Below are 14130 nucleotides of genomic sequence, written 5' to 3'. Positions count from 1 at the left end.
TGCTGGGGGAGAAGTCGGTCTCAGCGCTCGGTAAAGGGCTCAACCTCCCGTCGAGTCAGTGCCCGTGCGACGGCGAGCACCGAGCCTGAGACGTGGTACGAACTCCGCGACGCGAGATACACGAAAGCGTCGAGCTCCTCGGCATCGTTCGGGCGCTTCCTGCGCCCGTTCCCATCGACCCTGCCCTCCATGAGGGGATCCCATCGCGGACCGCCCACGATGGCGTTCACCCTGATGTGGCGCGGCGCGAGCGATTGCGCCCAGCCTTGGGTCGTCTCGAGAACCGCGGTCGCGAGCGCCTCCTGGCCGCGCGTGAGGACGAGGCCCGGAGACGAGTAGGCGACCGAGTTGATGATGCTCGCCCCCGCGTGCATCGCGAGGAGTGCCGCCTCGGTGGTCGTCACGAGGAGCGTCATCGACCGGGCGAGTGCTCGTTCGACGTCGCGGCCGATCGCCAGCGGCTGCGCGCCCTCTTCCGGGGCCGTGGGAAGGCCCGTATTGACGAGGACGTCGATCCGGCCGAGTTCCTTCGCGGCAAGGCGGGCGATTCCTGTTCCGTCAGCCGTCTCAGCCGAGAGGACTTCCAGGACAGCCCCAAAGCTCAAGAACACCGCGCCCAGGCGATCGGCGAGGCGCCCGTCTTCCCCTGCGATGAGTACGCGCCGGCCCCAAAGCCGGTCGGTGACAGGCATGCTGTGTTGTGCTTGCCGTTAGGTGGCCAGCACGTTTTCCTTCCGCTGTCTCTGCTTCAACCCTAGGCCTGAGAATGACGGGCAACAAGGATTTCGCAACAAAATTTGCACGAAATCAATACAGCCTGAGATATTTTTGCGAATCAGATCCCACCAGCCCCGTGCGTTTCGCCTCGACTGTCTCCGGGTAAGGAAGGGAAAGCAGGGCCTTCCTGACCGGGAGGCCCGCGAGCGAAAGGGATTCCCATGGGAATACTCGCATTTCTCATTCTCGGGCTGATCGCAGGTGCCATCGCGAAAGCGATTTTGCCCGGCCGCCAGGGTGGCGGATGGCTCGTGACGCTGCTCTTGGGCGTCGTCGGGGCGATTCTCGGCGGCTGGCTCGGAAGCCTGCTTTTCGGAGTGGGCCTCGCGAACTTCTGGAGCCTCCAGACGTGGATCGTCGCGATCGTCGGCTCGGTCCTCGTGCTGCTCATCTACGGCGCCGTCGTGGGACGGTGGCGGGTCTGACCTCACCGCCGGAACACGCCCTGGGGGTCGCGCCGGGTGCAGAAGGAGCCCCGGCACCGTGCGCGGTTCCCCGGGCGCACGACGACGCGCGGGCGCCTGCCGTGAGCGGGGCCCTCTGCGCGAGCCTGTTCAACCGCGGTCGAGGAGCGCCGCAATGGCGCGATCCGTCGTCGCGGCCTCTCCGTGTCGGTACGCGTCGAGGAGCCGCGGATCGACGTACGACGAGCGTGCGACCGCCGGCGTGTTGTTGAGCCAGGCGGCCGCCGCCTCGACGGCTCGCTTCCACGCGACGTCGGCCGGGATCCCTGCCGACAGGCTTCGCGCAAGGGACTCAGCCGCGGCAGCCGTCCCGCGCCACGTGCGGAGATCCTTGACGCTCACGCCGATCCCCGCGATCTGGCGCACGTAGTCGTTGAGCGCCGCGGCGCCGATGCGCTGGAAGCCGGCGCCGTCGTCGTACCCGATGGCCGGACGGCGCGGGCCCCCGTCGGGAAGGGCAGCGAGATACCGCGCGAGGTCGGCGTCGCGAAGGTCCACGCCCCAGACCGCACCCGACTTGCCGGGGAACTTGAACGCGATCCGATCGCCGTCGAGCGTCACGTGCCGGCGCTGCACTGTGATGACGCCGAACGTCCCGTTCGTGCGCGCGTAGCGGCGCCCGCCCACGCGGATCCCGGTCCTGTCGACGAGGCGCACCGCCGCTGCGAGGGCTTGGTTTCGCGCGCCGCGGCGTCCGCGCAGATCCCGCGTCACGGCGCGGCGCATCTGGGGAAGGCGGTGCGCGAGCTCAAGCGCCCTGGTGAACTTTCGGGCTTCCTGCCGAGATCGCCACGCGGCGTTGTAGAGGTACTGCGTGCGGCCGGCCGCGTCGATCCCGGAAGCCTGGAGCCTCGCACGCGGCGACGCGGCGATCCGGACGTGCTGCCAGGCCGGCGGGATCGCGAGCGACCGAATCCGCTCGAGGTCGCCGGCCGCCCGGACGGGGCTGCCTGATTCGTCGGCGTAGGCGAAGCCCCTGCCCGCGCGACGGCGGGTCCAGGCAGCGCGCAGCGAGGGGTGAACGCGAGATCGGCGGGGGCGGGCCACGGACCGCAGTTACCCGCCGCTCGTGCGCCTAATCAGCGGCCGGGGCGCGCCGCAGGGCAAGGAAACGCTCAGCCAGCGTCGAAGCGCTCGCCGCCGCGCTCGGCGCTGTCCTCGTTTCCGGACGGATCGGCCCGCCTCTCAGGATGCCGGCCCGCGCCCATGATCGCCTCGCTCACCTCGGTGGGCTCCGCGTAGGTACGATCCGGGATGCCCTCGACGGCGCGCAGGACGTTCGAATCCGCGCGCTGCTCCCTCGCCGCGCGCACGAGCTCAGCCTTCTCCGCCGGATAGCCGACGCCGCCGAGGAACTCTTGGATCTGGATCGGGTTCACCGTATGAGTCATGGCTTTCCTTCGCTCGGCTGCCCTCCGGGCTGATCTTCGTCCGCGCGACGGCGAGCGTCGAGGCCCGCCTCGATATCCGGATCGCGGGTTTCCTGCGCGGCGTCGGGCGACGCGTCCGAGCCGTGCGCCGGGCGCGACGCAGTGGCGGTGCGCGACGGCGCGCTCTCCGCGTGCTGCGCAGTATCCCCACGCAGGGGCACGGCGCGCCGCGCGGGGTCGTGCCCGTCTCGCCGGTGCGTGTCGGGGTCGATGCGGTCCGCCTTGCGGAGCTGCTCCTCGAGCTTTGCGCGCCCCTCGTGCGCGGCGTTGCCCTCACGCTCGGCCTCGCGCATGAGGCGGGCCGCCGCGACTTCAGCGCGCTCGGCCTGGGCCCGGGCTTCGAGGCTCGCCGCCTCGCGCTCGCGCACGTCGAGCTCGTTGCGGGCGGCGTCCTCGCGCAGGTTCGCGGCGCGCTCCCGCCGCCGGTCGCGGCGGGCCCCGCTCCGACGCGTGAGCGTCAGGACGAGCACCAGAACGACGACGAACACGACAACGGCGACAATGAGCCACACGATCTGACTCGCGCTCATGGCAGTACCCTCCTCGGTTGGGTATTGCCTCACTACCCCTTCGCGGCCTCCCCAATCACGGCCGCGCGGATCGCCTCGGCCACCGCCGCGGGATCCTCGTGGCTCCAGAAGCGCAGCACGAGCCACCCGCGCGAGGCGAGTGCCGCCGTCGTCTGCTCGTCCCGCTCGCGGTTCCGCGCGATCTTGGGGCGCCAGTAGTCGACGTTGCGCTTCGGCTCGATGTAGTGCTCGGGGCATCCATGCCAGTAGCAGCCGTCAATGAAGACGGCGATGCGCGCCCGCGTGAACACGAGGTCCGCGGTGCGGCGCAAGTCCGGCTCGGGCCGGAACGCGACCCGATAGCGGAGCCCCATCGCGTGCACGGCGCGGCGCACGAGGAGTTCAGGGGCTGTGTCCCGCGAGCGGTTGCCCTGCATGGTCTTCCGGATGGCGGGAGTCGAGGCCCAGGAGAGGACGACGGCGGGCTCCTGGCTCATGCTGCCAGCGTACGCCGGCCGTCCGGACGGCACCGGGGGCCGCGGACCGCCCGGTGCGGTAGGGTGCGCTACATGTCGCGGATCGAAGACTACGCTCTGCTCGGCGACCTCGAAACCGCCGCGCTCGTGGGCCGAGACGGCTCGATCGACTGGCTCTGTCTCCCCCATTTCGACTCGCCCTCGTGCTTCGCCGCGCTACTCGGCACCGTCGAGAACGGGCGGTGGCTCCTCGCCCCCGCGGCCGGCGGCGAGTGCACGTCGCGCCGGTATCTTCCCGGAACGCTCGTGCTCGAGACTACGTGGGAGACGGACGAGGGCGCGGTCCGAGTCCTCGACTTCATGCCGCCGCGGGACGGCGTGGTCGACATCGTGCGGATCGTCGAGGGCATCCGCGGCACCGTCGAGATGCTCGGCGAGCTCGTGCTGCGCTTCGACTATGGGCACATCGTGCCGTGGGTGCGGCGGCGCCAGGGCGTGCTGCACGCCGTCGCCGGCCCCGACTCGATCTACCTCACGACGACGGCTCCCCTCGAAGGCCGCAAGCTGCGGACCGTGAGCGAGTTCACCGTCTCGGAGGGCGATCGCGTCCCGTTCGTCCTCACGTGGCAGCCGAGCCACGTCGACTACAAGCCGCAGACGGACGCCGACGTGTCGCTCAAGCGGACCACGTCCTTCTGGTCCGAATGGTCGGACCGCTGCTCGGTCAAGGGCCAGTACAAGGAGGAGGTTGCCCGCTCCCTCATCACGCTCAAGGCCATGACCTTCGAGCCGACCGGCGCAATCGTCGCGGCCCCCACGACCTCCCTCCCCGAATCGCTCGGCGGCCCCCGCAATTGGGACTACCGCTACTGCTGGCTCCGCGACGCCTCGCTCACGCTCCAGACCCTTATCGCCGCGGGCTACACCGACGAGGCGAAGGCCTGGCGCAACTGGCTGCTGCGCGCCGTCGCGGGCGATCCCGCCGATCTCCAGATCATGTACTCGATCACGGGCAAGCGGCGCCTCCCGGAGATCGAGCTCAGCTGGCTTGAGGGCTACGAATCCTCGCAGCCCGTGCGCGACGGCAACGCGGCCGCCGAGCAGCTCCAGCTCGACGTGTGGGGCGAAGTCATCGACGGCCTAGCGCTCACGAGGGCGAGCCTCGGGAAGCACACTGACACGGCGTGGGACGTCCAGTCCGCCCTCATGAAGCACCTGGAGAAGACGTGGCGGCGCAAGGACAACGGGCTGTGGGAGATGCGCGGGCCCAAGCGGCACTTCGTGTACTCGAAGGTCATGGCCTGGGTCGCCGCGGACCGCATGGTGCGGGCCATCGACGACTACGGCTTCGACGGGCCGCGCGACCGCTGGGCCGAACTCCGCGACGAGATCCGCGACGACGTGCTCCGGCGGGGCGTCCACCCCGACCACGGCTACTTCGTGCAGGCCTACGGCTGGGACGAGCTCGACGCGAGCCTCCTCCTCATCCCCCGCGTCGGATTCCTCCCCTACACCGATCCCCGGGTCGTCGCGACCGTCGAGGCGGTGCAGCGCGAGCTCGCCGCCGATGGCTTCGTGATGCGCTACCGCCCCGAAGCGAGCAACGACGGTCTGCCGGGCACCGAGGGCGTGTTCATCGCGTGCTCGTTCTGGCTCGTGACGGCGCTCGTCGGGATCGGGCGGCTCGACGAGGCCCGCGAGCTCTTCGAGCGCCTGCTCGGACTGCGCAACGACGTCGGACTGCTGAGCGAGGAATGGGACCCCGCCACCGGACGCCAGCTCGGCAACACGCCGCAGGCGTTCAGCCATCTGGGCCTCGTCAACGCGGCGATCGCCCTGCGCGAGGCCGAGGCCCCGACGACGGGGTAGCCTCCCGTCCACGACCCGCGGGTGCGACGCCGTCCAACGGTCACCACCCGCGGGTACATGTTGTGACGTGGCCGCGAGTCAGGCGAAGTCGCTCACCGCGGGGTCGGGGCCGATGCGGCCCTCGGCGCCATGGTCGAGCAGAGCGATCGCGGCAAGATCCTCGGTATCGAGGGAGACGCCGAGTGAGGCCCAGTTCTGGGCGATCCGCTCGGGCGTGACCGACTTCGGGATCACCACGTTGCCCAGGGCGAGATGCCACGCGAGCACGACCTGCGGAACCGAGACGCCGTGCTTCTCGGCGATCGCGATGAGGGCCGGATCCGCGAGGAGGTCCTTGCCCTGGCCGAGCGGCGACCACGACTCGTGCAGGATGCCGCTCGAGGACTCGAACGCGCGCAGCTCGGCCTGCGGGAAGTACGGGTGCGTCTCGACCTGGTTGATGACGGGCAGGACGCCCGTCTCGCGCTCGATCTCCTGGATCGCCTCGACCGTGAAGTTCGAGACGCCGATCGAGCGCACCCGGCCTGAGGCCTGAAGCTTGACGAGCTCCTGCCACGTCTCGACGTACAGGCCGCGCTTCGGCTGGAGCCAGTGGATGAGGTAGAGGTCAACGTACTCGAGGCCGAGCTTCTCGAGCGACGTCTCGAACGCGGGGCCGACCTTGCCCGCGCCGTGATCGGCGTTCCAGAGCTTGGTCGTGATGAAGAGGTCTTCGCGGGCGAGGCCCGAGGACGCGATCGCGCGGCCCACGCCCGCCTCGTTGCCGTAGATCGCGGCGGTGTCGATGTGGCGGTAGCCAGCCTCGAACGCCTCGCCGACCACGCGCTCCGCAACGGAGTCCTCGACCTGCCACACGCCGTAGCCGAGCTGCGGGATCTTGTGGCCGTCGTGGAAGGTGAGCACAGGGGAGGTCAGGGAATCGGTAGATGCCATGGCCTCATCCTGTCACCGCCGTGGACTCGGAGAAGCGCATTTGTCAGATATTTCCGTGGACTTCGCGGTGCGCGAAACACGGGAATAATCCCGTCACCTCGCGGCGGCGATGCCTGCGAGACGCTCGGAGAGCTCGACCTGCTCGAGCACCGTCGCGGCCCTCCGCTGCACGGAGAGGGCGCCCACGGGCACCGGGCCGACGGCGAGACTCAGCATCGCGGCCGCCTCCGCCGTCGTCGCGAGCGCGTTGCCCGCCTTGGAAAGGGCGCGGTGCACGTCCGCGAACTCGCCGGGAACGTCGAAGTCGTCACTCGGAGCGAGGCGTTGGCATTTCACGCAGACGGCCCGGACGCGCGGAAGCAGGGCCGAGAGCGCGTCCGCCATGACAACGAGCTCGGCGTACAGCGAATCGTCCTCGACGCCTTCGAGAACCTGGTGGTAGCGATCAAGGCCCCGCTGGAAGCGATCGTGGGCGCGCCGCCAAAGACCCTTCCCGAGGTCGGCGTCGTCGCGGCGCCCGCGCAGGACGTTGTCGAGAATCCCCACCCGCGGGCTCAGAGGTACTGGCCAGGGCCGTGGTCGCCGTCGTGCGTGCGGCCCCCTCGGACCGGCGCCCGCTGCGGCTCGCCGTTCTCGCCGATGACGACGCCCGGCGCGATGACCGTGCCCGGCGGGAGCTGACGCAGCTGGACCTGGGAAGCGGCGAGCTGATGGGCTGCCTGCTGGGCCGCGATGGCCGTCTGGATCCCGTGGAACAGGCCCTCGAGCCAGCCCACAAGCTGGGCCTGCGCGACGCGCAGCTCGGATTCGGACGGGACGGCGGAATCGGTGAACGGGAGCGAGATGCGATGCAGTTCGTCGACGAGCTCGGGCGCGAGGCCGTCCTCGAGCTCGGTGATCGAGCGCGCGTGGATCTCCGCGAGTCGATTGCGGGCCGCCTCATCGAGCGGGGCACCCTTGACCTCTTCGAGGAGCTGCCGAACCATCGTGCCGATCCGCATGACCTTCGCGGGCTCGTCGACGAGCTCTTGGAGGCTTGAGCGCCTGCGGGGAGCGGCGTCGTCGCCCGCTTGTGCGCGGCCCTCGGCGGGACCCGTGGCGGGCTGTTCGATCGTCATGCCCTCGAACGGCTCGTCGGCTTGCTCGCCGTCGTGCGCTTCGTTCTCCTGCGCTTCGCTCATGTGGCCCATCCTCTCACGGTGCCGCGGGGCGGCGATCCGGCATCCCGCATCCCGAGCGCGGCCCGGCGGCGGCCGATCACATCGTCAGGAGCACCTTGCCCACGTGTTCGCCCGAGTCAAAGTACTCGTGGGCCTTCTGCACGTCCGCGAGCGGGAACGTGCGGTCCACGAGCGGCTTGATCCGCCCCTCCGTGATGAGCGGCCACACGTGCTCGCGCAGCGCCGCCATGATGACGCCCTTCTCTTCGACGGGCCGCGGGCGCAGCGCCGTGCCGATGATCGCCGCGCGCTTGTTGAGCAGCAGGCCGATGTTGAGTTCGGCCTTCGCACCGCCCTGGAGGCCGATGACGACGAGGCGGCCGTACGGGGCGAGCGCCTCGACGTTGCGTTCGAGGTACTTCGCGCCGACGACGTCGAGGATCACGTCCGCGCCCCGGCCGCCCGTCGCGTTCCGCACGGCGTCGACGAAGTCCTGCTCGTTGTAGTTGATCGCGACGTCGACGCCGAGGAACGCGCGCGCCGTGCTCACCTTCTCTTCCGTGCCGGCGGTCGCGGCGACGCGGGCGCCGAACGCCTTGGCCATCTGCACCGCCATCGTCCCGATGCCGCCCGTCGCGCCGTGGATGAGCACGAGTTCGCCGGGCTGAAGCTGCGCCGTCATGATGAGGTTCGAGTAGACGGTCGCGGCCGTCTCGGGGAGGCTCGCCGCCGTCACGAGGTCCACGCCGCCGGGCACGCGCAGCACCTGCTCCGCGGGCACCGCAACCTTCTCCGCATAGCCGCCGCCCGCGAGCAGCGCGACCACCCGATCCCCGACCGAGAACGGCCGCGTCACGTCCGGGCCGAAGCCCGAGACGCGGCCCGAGACCTCGAGACCCAAGATCTCGGATGCGCCCGGCGGCGGCGGGTAGAAGCCCCGGCGCTGCTGCACGTCGGCGCGGTTGATGCCAGCGGCGACGACGTCGATGAGCACCTCGCCCGGGCCCGGCACCGGATCGCCGACCTCACGGAGGTCGAGGGCTTCGGGCCCGCCCGGTTCGGCGACAAACACGGCCTTCATGTTCCGCTCCTCCCGCCGCACGCCCCCTCGGCTGCGCTTCCATCGGTTTCGTCAGGGTCAGGTGCCTATGAAACACTACTAGTCACAAGGAAGGTTGTCCGAGCGGCCTATGGAGCTGGTCTTGAAAACCAGTGTGCGGTCACCCCGCACCAAGGGTTCAAATCCCTTACCTTCCGCTCATGCCGAGAGCGGCGTCGCCTGAGAGGACCTCGGGTGGCGCCGCTCTCGTTCGTTTTCCCGCGCCTGATGAAGTCAATTCGGCTGGCCGCCGTCCCAGTCAACTGACACCCCGCTCTTGGAAGTCCTTGAAAATGTCGGAGCCCCCGCATAGCGTCGGCAGCGTTGCACACCACGAACTTCCGCACGAAGGAGCAGCCATGCCCAAGCCCGAAATCACCCCCGGCGCACCCTGCTGGGCTGACCTCATGACGAGCGACATCGAAAAGGCCAAGGCCTTCTACGCCGAGCTCTTCGGCTGGACCTACGAGGTAGGAGACGAGGAGAAGTACGGCGGATACACCACAGCGTGGAAGGACGGCGAGCAGGTGGCCGGCCTCATGTCGAAGATGCCGGAGCAGGCCACGATGCCCGACGTGTGGACCCTGTACTTCAACTCGGCGGACATCAACGAGACGGCGCGCAAGGTCGAGGAAGCCGGCGGCCAGACCTTCGTCGCCCCGATGGAGGTCCCGGAGCAGGGACACATGGCCGTGTTCGCGGATCCGGACGGCGCCGTGTTCGGCGTGTGGGAGGGCACGGGCCACACTGGCTTCGAGAAGCTCGCCGAGCCGGGCTCGCCGGTGTGGTTCGAGAACTTCACTCGCGCTTACGAGCCGACCGTGAAGTTCTACCGGGACGCGCTCGGCTGGGAGACCTCGGTCATGGGCGACTCCCCCGAGTTCCGCTACACGACCCTCGGCTCGGGCGACGATTCGAAGGCCGGCATCATGGACGCGGCCGGCTTCCTTCCCGAGGGTGTGCCGGCGAACTGGCACATCTACTGGGGCGTCAAGGACGCGGACACCGCCATCGAGACAGTGACGCGTCTCGGCGCCCAGGTCATCCGGCCGATCGAGGACACTCCCTTCGGCCGCATGGCGACAGTCGCGGACCCGTTCGGGGCGGTCTTTCTCATCAACGAAGGCTTCCGCCAGGACGAGGAAGCCGGCGCACAGCCAGCCGAGTGAGGAAGGGGCGGTGACTGGGGAGGCGCCGTCCCTTCTCCCTCCCGTGCCCGAGCGGCACGGCCGACGGCGCGGTCTCGCCAGGCTGCCTCAGAGGCCCAGGATGTCGCGGGCCACGAGGTCCGCGTCGCGCAGGGTGCGCTGGCCGCTCGGGTACGGGGCGCCGTCGTTCGCTTCGCCCGGCGGGCCGAAAGGGTGGGCCTCGGCGGCGATCGCGGTGCCCCATTGGACCGCGGAGAGCTGGAGGCCGAGCACGTACAGGCCGGGCACCGCGTGGCCGTTGACGTCGAGGGGCCGGTAGGGCGGTGCCGTGACGTCGAGCCCGCTCGCGGGGCGCGGCACGCCGTCGGCCCCGGCCAGGTACTTGGGCCGCACGAGGCCGTCGGCGAGGAGGCCCGAGAGAAGGGGGGAATCTGCCGCGGCAACGACGTTTGCGGGCGCAAGCGCCTCGACCATCGCGGCCGCGTACACCGGCCGTCCGCCTACCCACGGGGATTCGGCGACGAAGCACCCGGCGCCGCGGTCCACCGAGAACCGTGGTTCGGGCCCGACCGTGCTCACGACGCCTGCCCGGATGAGCGCCGCGAGCTGCCGGATGCGCACCGAGGGCGGGCCGCTCGCGAGGCCCTCGACGAGCCCCTCGAACCAGCCACGCAGGCCCGCGACCCAGGATTCCTCGGTGATTCCGCCGTCGGCCACGACCTCTTTGAGGACGGCCCGGCCGCGGTGGAGCGCGGCGATGGCCATCTTGACCGGGTCGTCCTCGCCGCGCGCCGAGCCGGCGGCGTCGTCGTCGAGATGGGCGAGGACGCGCGCGTCGAGCTCGGAGCGGCTCGCGAAGTGCTGCCCGGCGAGCGGTGTGCCGAGCCCGCGGAGGTCGAGGCGGCTCCCCCGCACGACGCCGGCCACGACGGCGCCCTCCGCGCGGGCCTCCCAGCCAGCGCCGGGAGTCTCAAGCGCGGCCTCGAGCGCGTCGAGGAACCCCGGCCCGATGGCGTCGGGCTGCGTGCGGGCGAGCGTCGCGTAGTAGGCCCAGAGGGTGTCGCGATGCAGGAGGGGCCAGAAGTCGGTGTCGAACGACGGCGTGACCCCCGCCGCGCGTGGTGCGAGAGCGGCCTCGCGCGTGAACCAGCGGAGCCGGACGCTCGGCGCATAGTAGGCGCTGAGCTCGGCCTTGCCGCGGTAGGGCACGCCCCGCCGCGAAGCTGCCACGAGCCGGGGCTCACGGCCAGACGGGACGTACTCAAGCCCCTCGGGGCCGTCCTTGAAGCGCCCGCCGCGGCCCTCCGTGAGCCGGACCATGACGTCGAAGAAGTTGAGCCCCATTCCCCGCACGAGCACCGTGCGGCCCGCCGGCAGGACGTCCCAGTCGACGTCGGCCGGGGCAGCGGGCGGGAGGTACGTGAGGCCGAGCCGTGCGGCGGCGTCGACGAGGTCGCGCTGCGCCCGGTTGGGCTTCGTGGGGACGTGGCCGAGGGCGAGGACGACGGCGTCCGCCTCCCGCGCTCGCCCGTCCGCCGTCGTGACGGCCCAGCCGTGCGGCGTCCGGCCGAGCCGGACGACTTCGAGCGCAACGTGTGCGACTGACGCTCCTTCTGGGGCGGCGGCGACAATCGCGGCAAACGTGTCCGCAAGATAGCGGCCATAGAGCGCACGCGGCGGGTAGCTCGCGGGGGCGAGGGCCTCGGCCTCGTCCGGCGCTTCTGCGCCGCGTCCCGCCTGCCGCCCGAGCCACTCGCGGAAGCTCCCGCCGGCGAGCGGCGGCGCGACCCCCGGCTCGGACGGGATGACCGTCGGGTACAGGCATGGCGTGTTCATGAGGAACTCGCGCGGCTGCTCGGGGCGCCACACGCGGCCTGGGCCCGGCGCGAAGGGGTCGAAGACCGTGATCCGGAGCTCGCTCCTGCCCGTGTCGCGCGCCCCGGGCCAGTTCGCGAGAAGGCGTTCTACGGCGGAGGCGCCGCGGGGTCCTCCCCCGATCACGGCGACCCGCAGCGCCGCGCGCCCACCTCCCGAACTCATTCATTGAGCTTAACGTGCGCCTCTTGCGCTGTCGGAGGGCCGTGCGAGGATGAGCAGCATGACGGATCCCGCCGAGACTCCCGCAAACATCCTGGCCGAAGCGCAGACGCTGACGCACGCCCCCGGCGAGCCCGTCGACGAGAACCTCTGGCTCGAGGACGTCCGCGGCGAGGAGCAGCTCGCGTGGGTCCGCGAGCAGAACGCCCGCACCGAGGAGCTGCTCGAGACCGGCGACTACCCCGAGCTCGAGGCTCAGATCCTCGAAGTCATGGACTCGCAGGACCGCATCCCGATGGTCACGAAGCGAGGCGACTGGTACTACAACTTCTGGCGCGACGCCGCGAACCCCAAGGGACTGTGGCGGCGCACGCGCTGGGAGAGCTACGTGACCGACTCGCCCGAGTGGGACATCCTGCTCGACGTCGACGCCCTTGCCGCGTCCGAGGGAGTCGAGTGGGTCTGGGGCGGCGCGGGGTTCCTGCGACCCGAGGACGGAACGTCGTGGCGGCGCTGTATGGTGCGCCTCTCGCCCGACGGCGGGGACGCCGTGGCGGTTCGCGAGTACGACGTCGAGGACCGCACCTTCATCGCGCCCGAAGCAGGCGGGTTCATGCTCCCGGCGGCCAAGGGCGGAGTGGACTGGCTCGACGCCGACACGCTCATCGTGTCGTCGACGCTCGGCGAGGACGCCGTGACGACGTCGTCGTACCCGAGGATCGTCCGCAGGCTGCCCCGCGGCACGACCCTCGATGACGCCGAGGTCATCTTCGAGGTACCCGCGGATCATCTCATGGGCGGGGCGGGCTTCGACGACACCCCGGGCTTCGAGCGGCTCCTCGCGAGCGACCGGATCAGCTTCTTCGACGTGCGCCATTCGATCTGGCGGGACGGCGCGTGGCAGGAGATCCCCGTGCCCACCGACGTTGACATCGACCTGCACCGCGAGTGGATCCTGTTCCGGCCGCAGCGCGACTGGGATCTCGATGGCACCGTCCATGCGGCCGGTTCGCTGCTCGCCGCCGACTTCGAGTCGTTCCTGGCCGGTTCGCGGGAGCTGACACTCCTCTTCGCCCCGGACGGCCACACGTCGCTCCAGTCGTGGAGCTGGACGAAGAACCACCTGCTCGTGAATCTGCTCCGCGATGTCTCGTCGGAGATTCGCGTGCTGACCCCGCCTTCGGTCGGCGCGCCGTCCGCGGGAGCGGCCGTCTCGTTCGCCTCCGGCGAATGGGCCACCGAGGAGCTCGACGCGTGCCCGCCGCTTCACCTCGTCGAAAGCTACGCCGTCGACGACGAGGATCCGGACTCGGGCGACGACTACTGGCTCATCGCGACGGGCTTCCTCACTCCGACGACGCTCCTGCGCGGCACCATCGGCGGGGGCCACGCGGACGTCAAGCGCGCGCCGTCGTTCTTCGACGAAAGCCGCTTCGCCGTCGAGCAGCACTTCGCGACGTCCGCGGACGGCACTCAGGTTCCGTACTTCCAGGTCGGGCCCAAGGACCTCGAGCTGAACGGGACGGCGCCGACGCAGCTGAGCGGGTACGGCGGGTTCGAGATCTCGCGGACGCCCGCGTACAGCGGGGTCGTGGGCCGCGCGTGGCTCGAACGGGGCGGCGTGTACGTGGTCGCGAACATCCGCGGCGGAGGCGAATACGGGCCTGCGTGGCATCAGGCCGCGCTCAAGGAGAATCGGCACCGGGCCTACGAGGACTTCGCCGCCGTCGCGCTGGACCTCATCCGCCGCGACGTGACCTCGCCCGAGCACCTCGGCTGCACGGGCGGCTCGAACGGCGGGCTGCTCGTGGGCAACATGCTCGTGAACTTCCCGTCGCTGTTCGGGGCGATCTCGTGCGGCGTGCCCCTGTTGGACATGCGGCGGTACACGAAGCTCTCGGCGGGGACCTCGTGGATCGCCGAGTACGGCGACCCGGACGTGCCTGAGCAGTGGGAGTACCTCAAGACGTTCTCCCCGTACCATCTGCTGCGCGACGGCGTGAACTACCCGGACACCTTCATCTGGACCGCGACGTCGGACGACCGCGTCGGTCCCGTGCAGGCGCGCAAGATGGCCGCGCGCATGGAGGCCATGGGCATCCCCAACGTCTGGTACCACGAGGCGCTTGAGGGCGGCCACGCTGGAGCCTCGGACAACCGCCAGGCCGCGGCGCTGCAGGCCCGCAGCGCGGCGTTCCTGTGGAGGTCACTCGGTCGGTAGAGGCCGA

The 14130-nt window shown here is 70.6% G+C and carries 14 protein-coding genes and 1 tRNA gene; 5 read left to right on the top strand and 10 right to left on the bottom strand.

The annotated features are described in order from the left end of the window. Window positions 1–20: 20 nt before the first annotated feature. Window positions 21–692 (bottom strand): SDR family oxidoreductase, encoded by a 672-nt coding sequence (locus SPF06_RS17015; protein WP_323280324.1) that lies wholly within the window; start codon window positions 690–692, stop codon window positions 21–23. Between the two features lie 246 nt (window positions 693–938). On the opposite strand from SPF06_RS17015, the gene SPF06_RS17010 reads away from it, so the two are divergent. After that, on the top strand, window positions 939–1202 hold the full coding sequence (locus SPF06_RS17010; protein ID WP_323280323.1) for a GlsB/YeaQ/YmgE family stress response membrane protein: 264 nt from the start codon (window positions 939–941) through the stop codon (window positions 1200–1202). A gap of 129 nt (window positions 1203–1331) precedes the next feature. Here the strand turns inward: SPF06_RS17010 and SPF06_RS17005 are convergent, their stop codons facing one another. The 4 genes from SPF06_RS17005 to SPF06_RS16990 all read right to left on the bottom strand — a co-directional run bounded on the left by SPF06_RS17005 (window position 1332) and on the right by SPF06_RS16990 (window position 3677). Then, complete coding sequence (locus SPF06_RS17005) at window positions 1332–2288, bottom strand: DNA topoisomerase IB (RefSeq protein WP_323280322.1); 957 nt, start codon at window positions 2286–2288, stop codon at window positions 1332–1334. Window positions 2289–2356: 68 nt separating this feature from the next. Then, on the bottom strand, window positions 2357–2632 hold the full coding sequence (locus SPF06_RS17000; RefSeq protein WP_323280321.1) for a DUF2795 domain-containing protein: 276 nt from the start codon (window positions 2630–2632) through the stop codon (window positions 2357–2359). Next, entirely contained in the window at window positions 2629–3201 is a 573-nt protein-coding gene (locus SPF06_RS16995; protein ID WP_323280320.1) for a hypothetical protein, read from the bottom strand. Before SPF06_RS16995 ends, SPF06_RS17000 begins: the two co-directional genes overlap by 4 nt. Window positions 3202–3233: 32 nt before the next feature. Then, the gene (locus SPF06_RS16990) at window positions 3234–3677 is read right to left on the bottom strand and encodes a very short patch repair endonuclease (RefSeq protein ID WP_323280319.1); all 444 of its coding nucleotides are present in this window, start codon (window positions 3675–3677) and stop codon (window positions 3234–3236) included. 72 nt (window positions 3678–3749) lie between these two features. On the opposite strand from SPF06_RS16990, the gene SPF06_RS16985 reads away from it, so the two are divergent. After that, window positions 3750–5525 carry a glycoside hydrolase family 15 protein gene (locus SPF06_RS16985; RefSeq protein ID WP_323280318.1) on the top strand — a complete coding sequence of 592 codons (1776 nt, stop codon included), beginning with the start codon at window positions 3750–3752 and terminating at the stop codon, window positions 5523–5525. A 78-nt stretch (window positions 5526–5603) separates the two neighbouring features. Here SPF06_RS16985 and SPF06_RS16980 read toward each other — a convergent pair whose 3' ends face one another. The 4 genes from SPF06_RS16980 to SPF06_RS16965 form a co-directional block, all read right to left on the bottom strand. Next, a complete protein-coding gene (locus SPF06_RS16980; protein WP_323280317.1) occupies window positions 5604–6458 on the bottom strand; it encodes an aldo/keto reductase in 855 nt (284 codons plus the stop codon). Window positions 6459–6551: 93 nt separating this feature from the next. Beyond that, window positions 6552–7004, bottom strand: a complete 453-nt coding sequence (locus tag SPF06_RS16975) for a hypothetical protein (RefSeq protein WP_323280316.1) — start codon at window positions 7002–7004, stop codon at window positions 6552–6554. An 8-nt stretch (window positions 7005–7012) separates the two neighbouring features. Further along, complete coding sequence (locus tag SPF06_RS16970) at window positions 7013–7639, bottom strand: bacterial proteasome activator family protein (protein WP_323280315.1); 627 nt, start codon at window positions 7637–7639, stop codon at window positions 7013–7015. 76 nt (window positions 7640–7715) lie between these two features. After that, complete coding sequence (locus tag SPF06_RS16965; RefSeq protein WP_323280314.1) at window positions 7716–8699, bottom strand: NAD(P)H-quinone oxidoreductase; 984 nt, start codon at window positions 8697–8699, stop codon at window positions 7716–7718. Window positions 8700–8787: 88 nt separating this feature from the next. Here SPF06_RS16965 and SPF06_RS16960 point away from each other — a divergent pair. Beyond that, window positions 8788–8875 (top strand) — tRNA-Ser (locus SPF06_RS16960). A 201-nt stretch (window positions 8876–9076) separates the two neighbouring features. After that, the gene (locus tag SPF06_RS16955; RefSeq protein WP_323280313.1) at window positions 9077–9886 is read left to right on the top strand and encodes a VOC family protein; all 810 of its coding nucleotides are present in this window, start codon (window positions 9077–9079) and stop codon (window positions 9884–9886) included. A gap of 87 nt (window positions 9887–9973) precedes the next feature. Here SPF06_RS16955 and SPF06_RS16950 read toward each other — a convergent pair whose 3' ends face one another. Then, the gene (locus SPF06_RS16950) at window positions 9974–11905 is read right to left on the bottom strand and encodes an FAD/NAD(P)-binding protein (RefSeq protein ID WP_323280312.1); all 1932 of its coding nucleotides are present in this window, start codon (window positions 11903–11905) and stop codon (window positions 9974–9976) included. Between the two features lie 58 nt (window positions 11906–11963). Here SPF06_RS16950 and SPF06_RS16945 point away from each other — a divergent pair, with 58 nt between their 5' ends. Next, window positions 11964–14123 (top strand): prolyl oligopeptidase family serine peptidase, encoded by a 2160-nt coding sequence (locus SPF06_RS16945; RefSeq protein WP_323280311.1) that lies wholly within the window; start codon window positions 11964–11966, stop codon window positions 14121–14123. Window positions 14124–14130 lie beyond the last annotated feature (7 nt).

Origin of the sequence: Sinomonas terricola (assembly GCF_034931225.1) — a bacterium.
In the GTDB taxonomy this organism is placed as follows: Bacteria; Actinomycetota; Actinomycetes; order Actinomycetales; family Micrococcaceae; genus Sinomonas; species Sinomonas terricola.
Note: the sequence above shows the minus strand (reverse complement) of the source record. Positions and strands in the feature narration are given on the sequence as shown.

Excerpts from the sequence above, each read along its gene's own strand:
- SPF06_RS16990 (WP_323280319.1), bottom strand. The coding sequence starts at position 3,677 with ATGAGCCAGGAGCCCGCCGTCGTCCTCTCCTGGGCCTCGACTCCCGCC.
- SPF06_RS17010 (WP_323280323.1), top strand. The coding sequence starts at position 939 with ATGGGAATACTCGCATTTCTCATTCTCGGGCTGATCGCAGGTGCCATC.
- SPF06_RS16995 (WP_323280320.1), bottom strand. The coding sequence starts at position 3,201 with ATGAGCGCGAGTCAGATCGTGTGGCTCATTGTCGCCGTTGTCGTGTTC.
- SPF06_RS16965 (WP_323280314.1), bottom strand. The coding sequence starts at position 8,699 with ATGAAGGCCGTGTTTGTCGCCGAACCGGGCGGGCCCGAAGCCCTCGAC.
- SPF06_RS16980 (WP_323280317.1), bottom strand. The coding sequence starts at position 6,458 with ATGGCATCTACCGATTCCCTGACCTCCCCTGTGCTCACCTTCCACGAC.
- SPF06_RS17000 (WP_323280321.1), bottom strand. The coding sequence starts at position 2,632 with ATGACTCATACGGTGAACCCGATCCAGATCCAAGAGTTCCTCGGCGGC.
- SPF06_RS16950 (WP_323280312.1), bottom strand. The coding sequence starts at position 11,905 with ATGAGTTCGGGAGGTGGGCGCGCGGCGCTGCGGGTCGCCGTGATCGGG.
- SPF06_RS16955 (WP_323280313.1), top strand. The coding sequence starts at position 9,077 with ATGCCCAAGCCCGAAATCACCCCCGGCGCACCCTGCTGGGCTGACCTC.
- SPF06_RS16985 (WP_323280318.1), top strand. The coding sequence starts at position 3,750 with ATGTCGCGGATCGAAGACTACGCTCTGCTCGGCGACCTCGAAACCGCC.
- SPF06_RS16945 (WP_323280311.1), top strand. The coding sequence starts at position 11,964 with ATGACGGATCCCGCCGAGACTCCCGCAAACATCCTGGCCGAAGCGCAG.
- SPF06_RS17015 (WP_323280324.1), bottom strand. The coding sequence starts at position 692 with ATGCCTGTCACCGACCGGCTTTGGGGCCGGCGCGTACTCATCGCAGGG.
- SPF06_RS16970 (WP_323280315.1), bottom strand. The coding sequence starts at position 7,639 with ATGAGCGAAGCGCAGGAGAACGAAGCGCACGACGGCGAGCAAGCCGAC.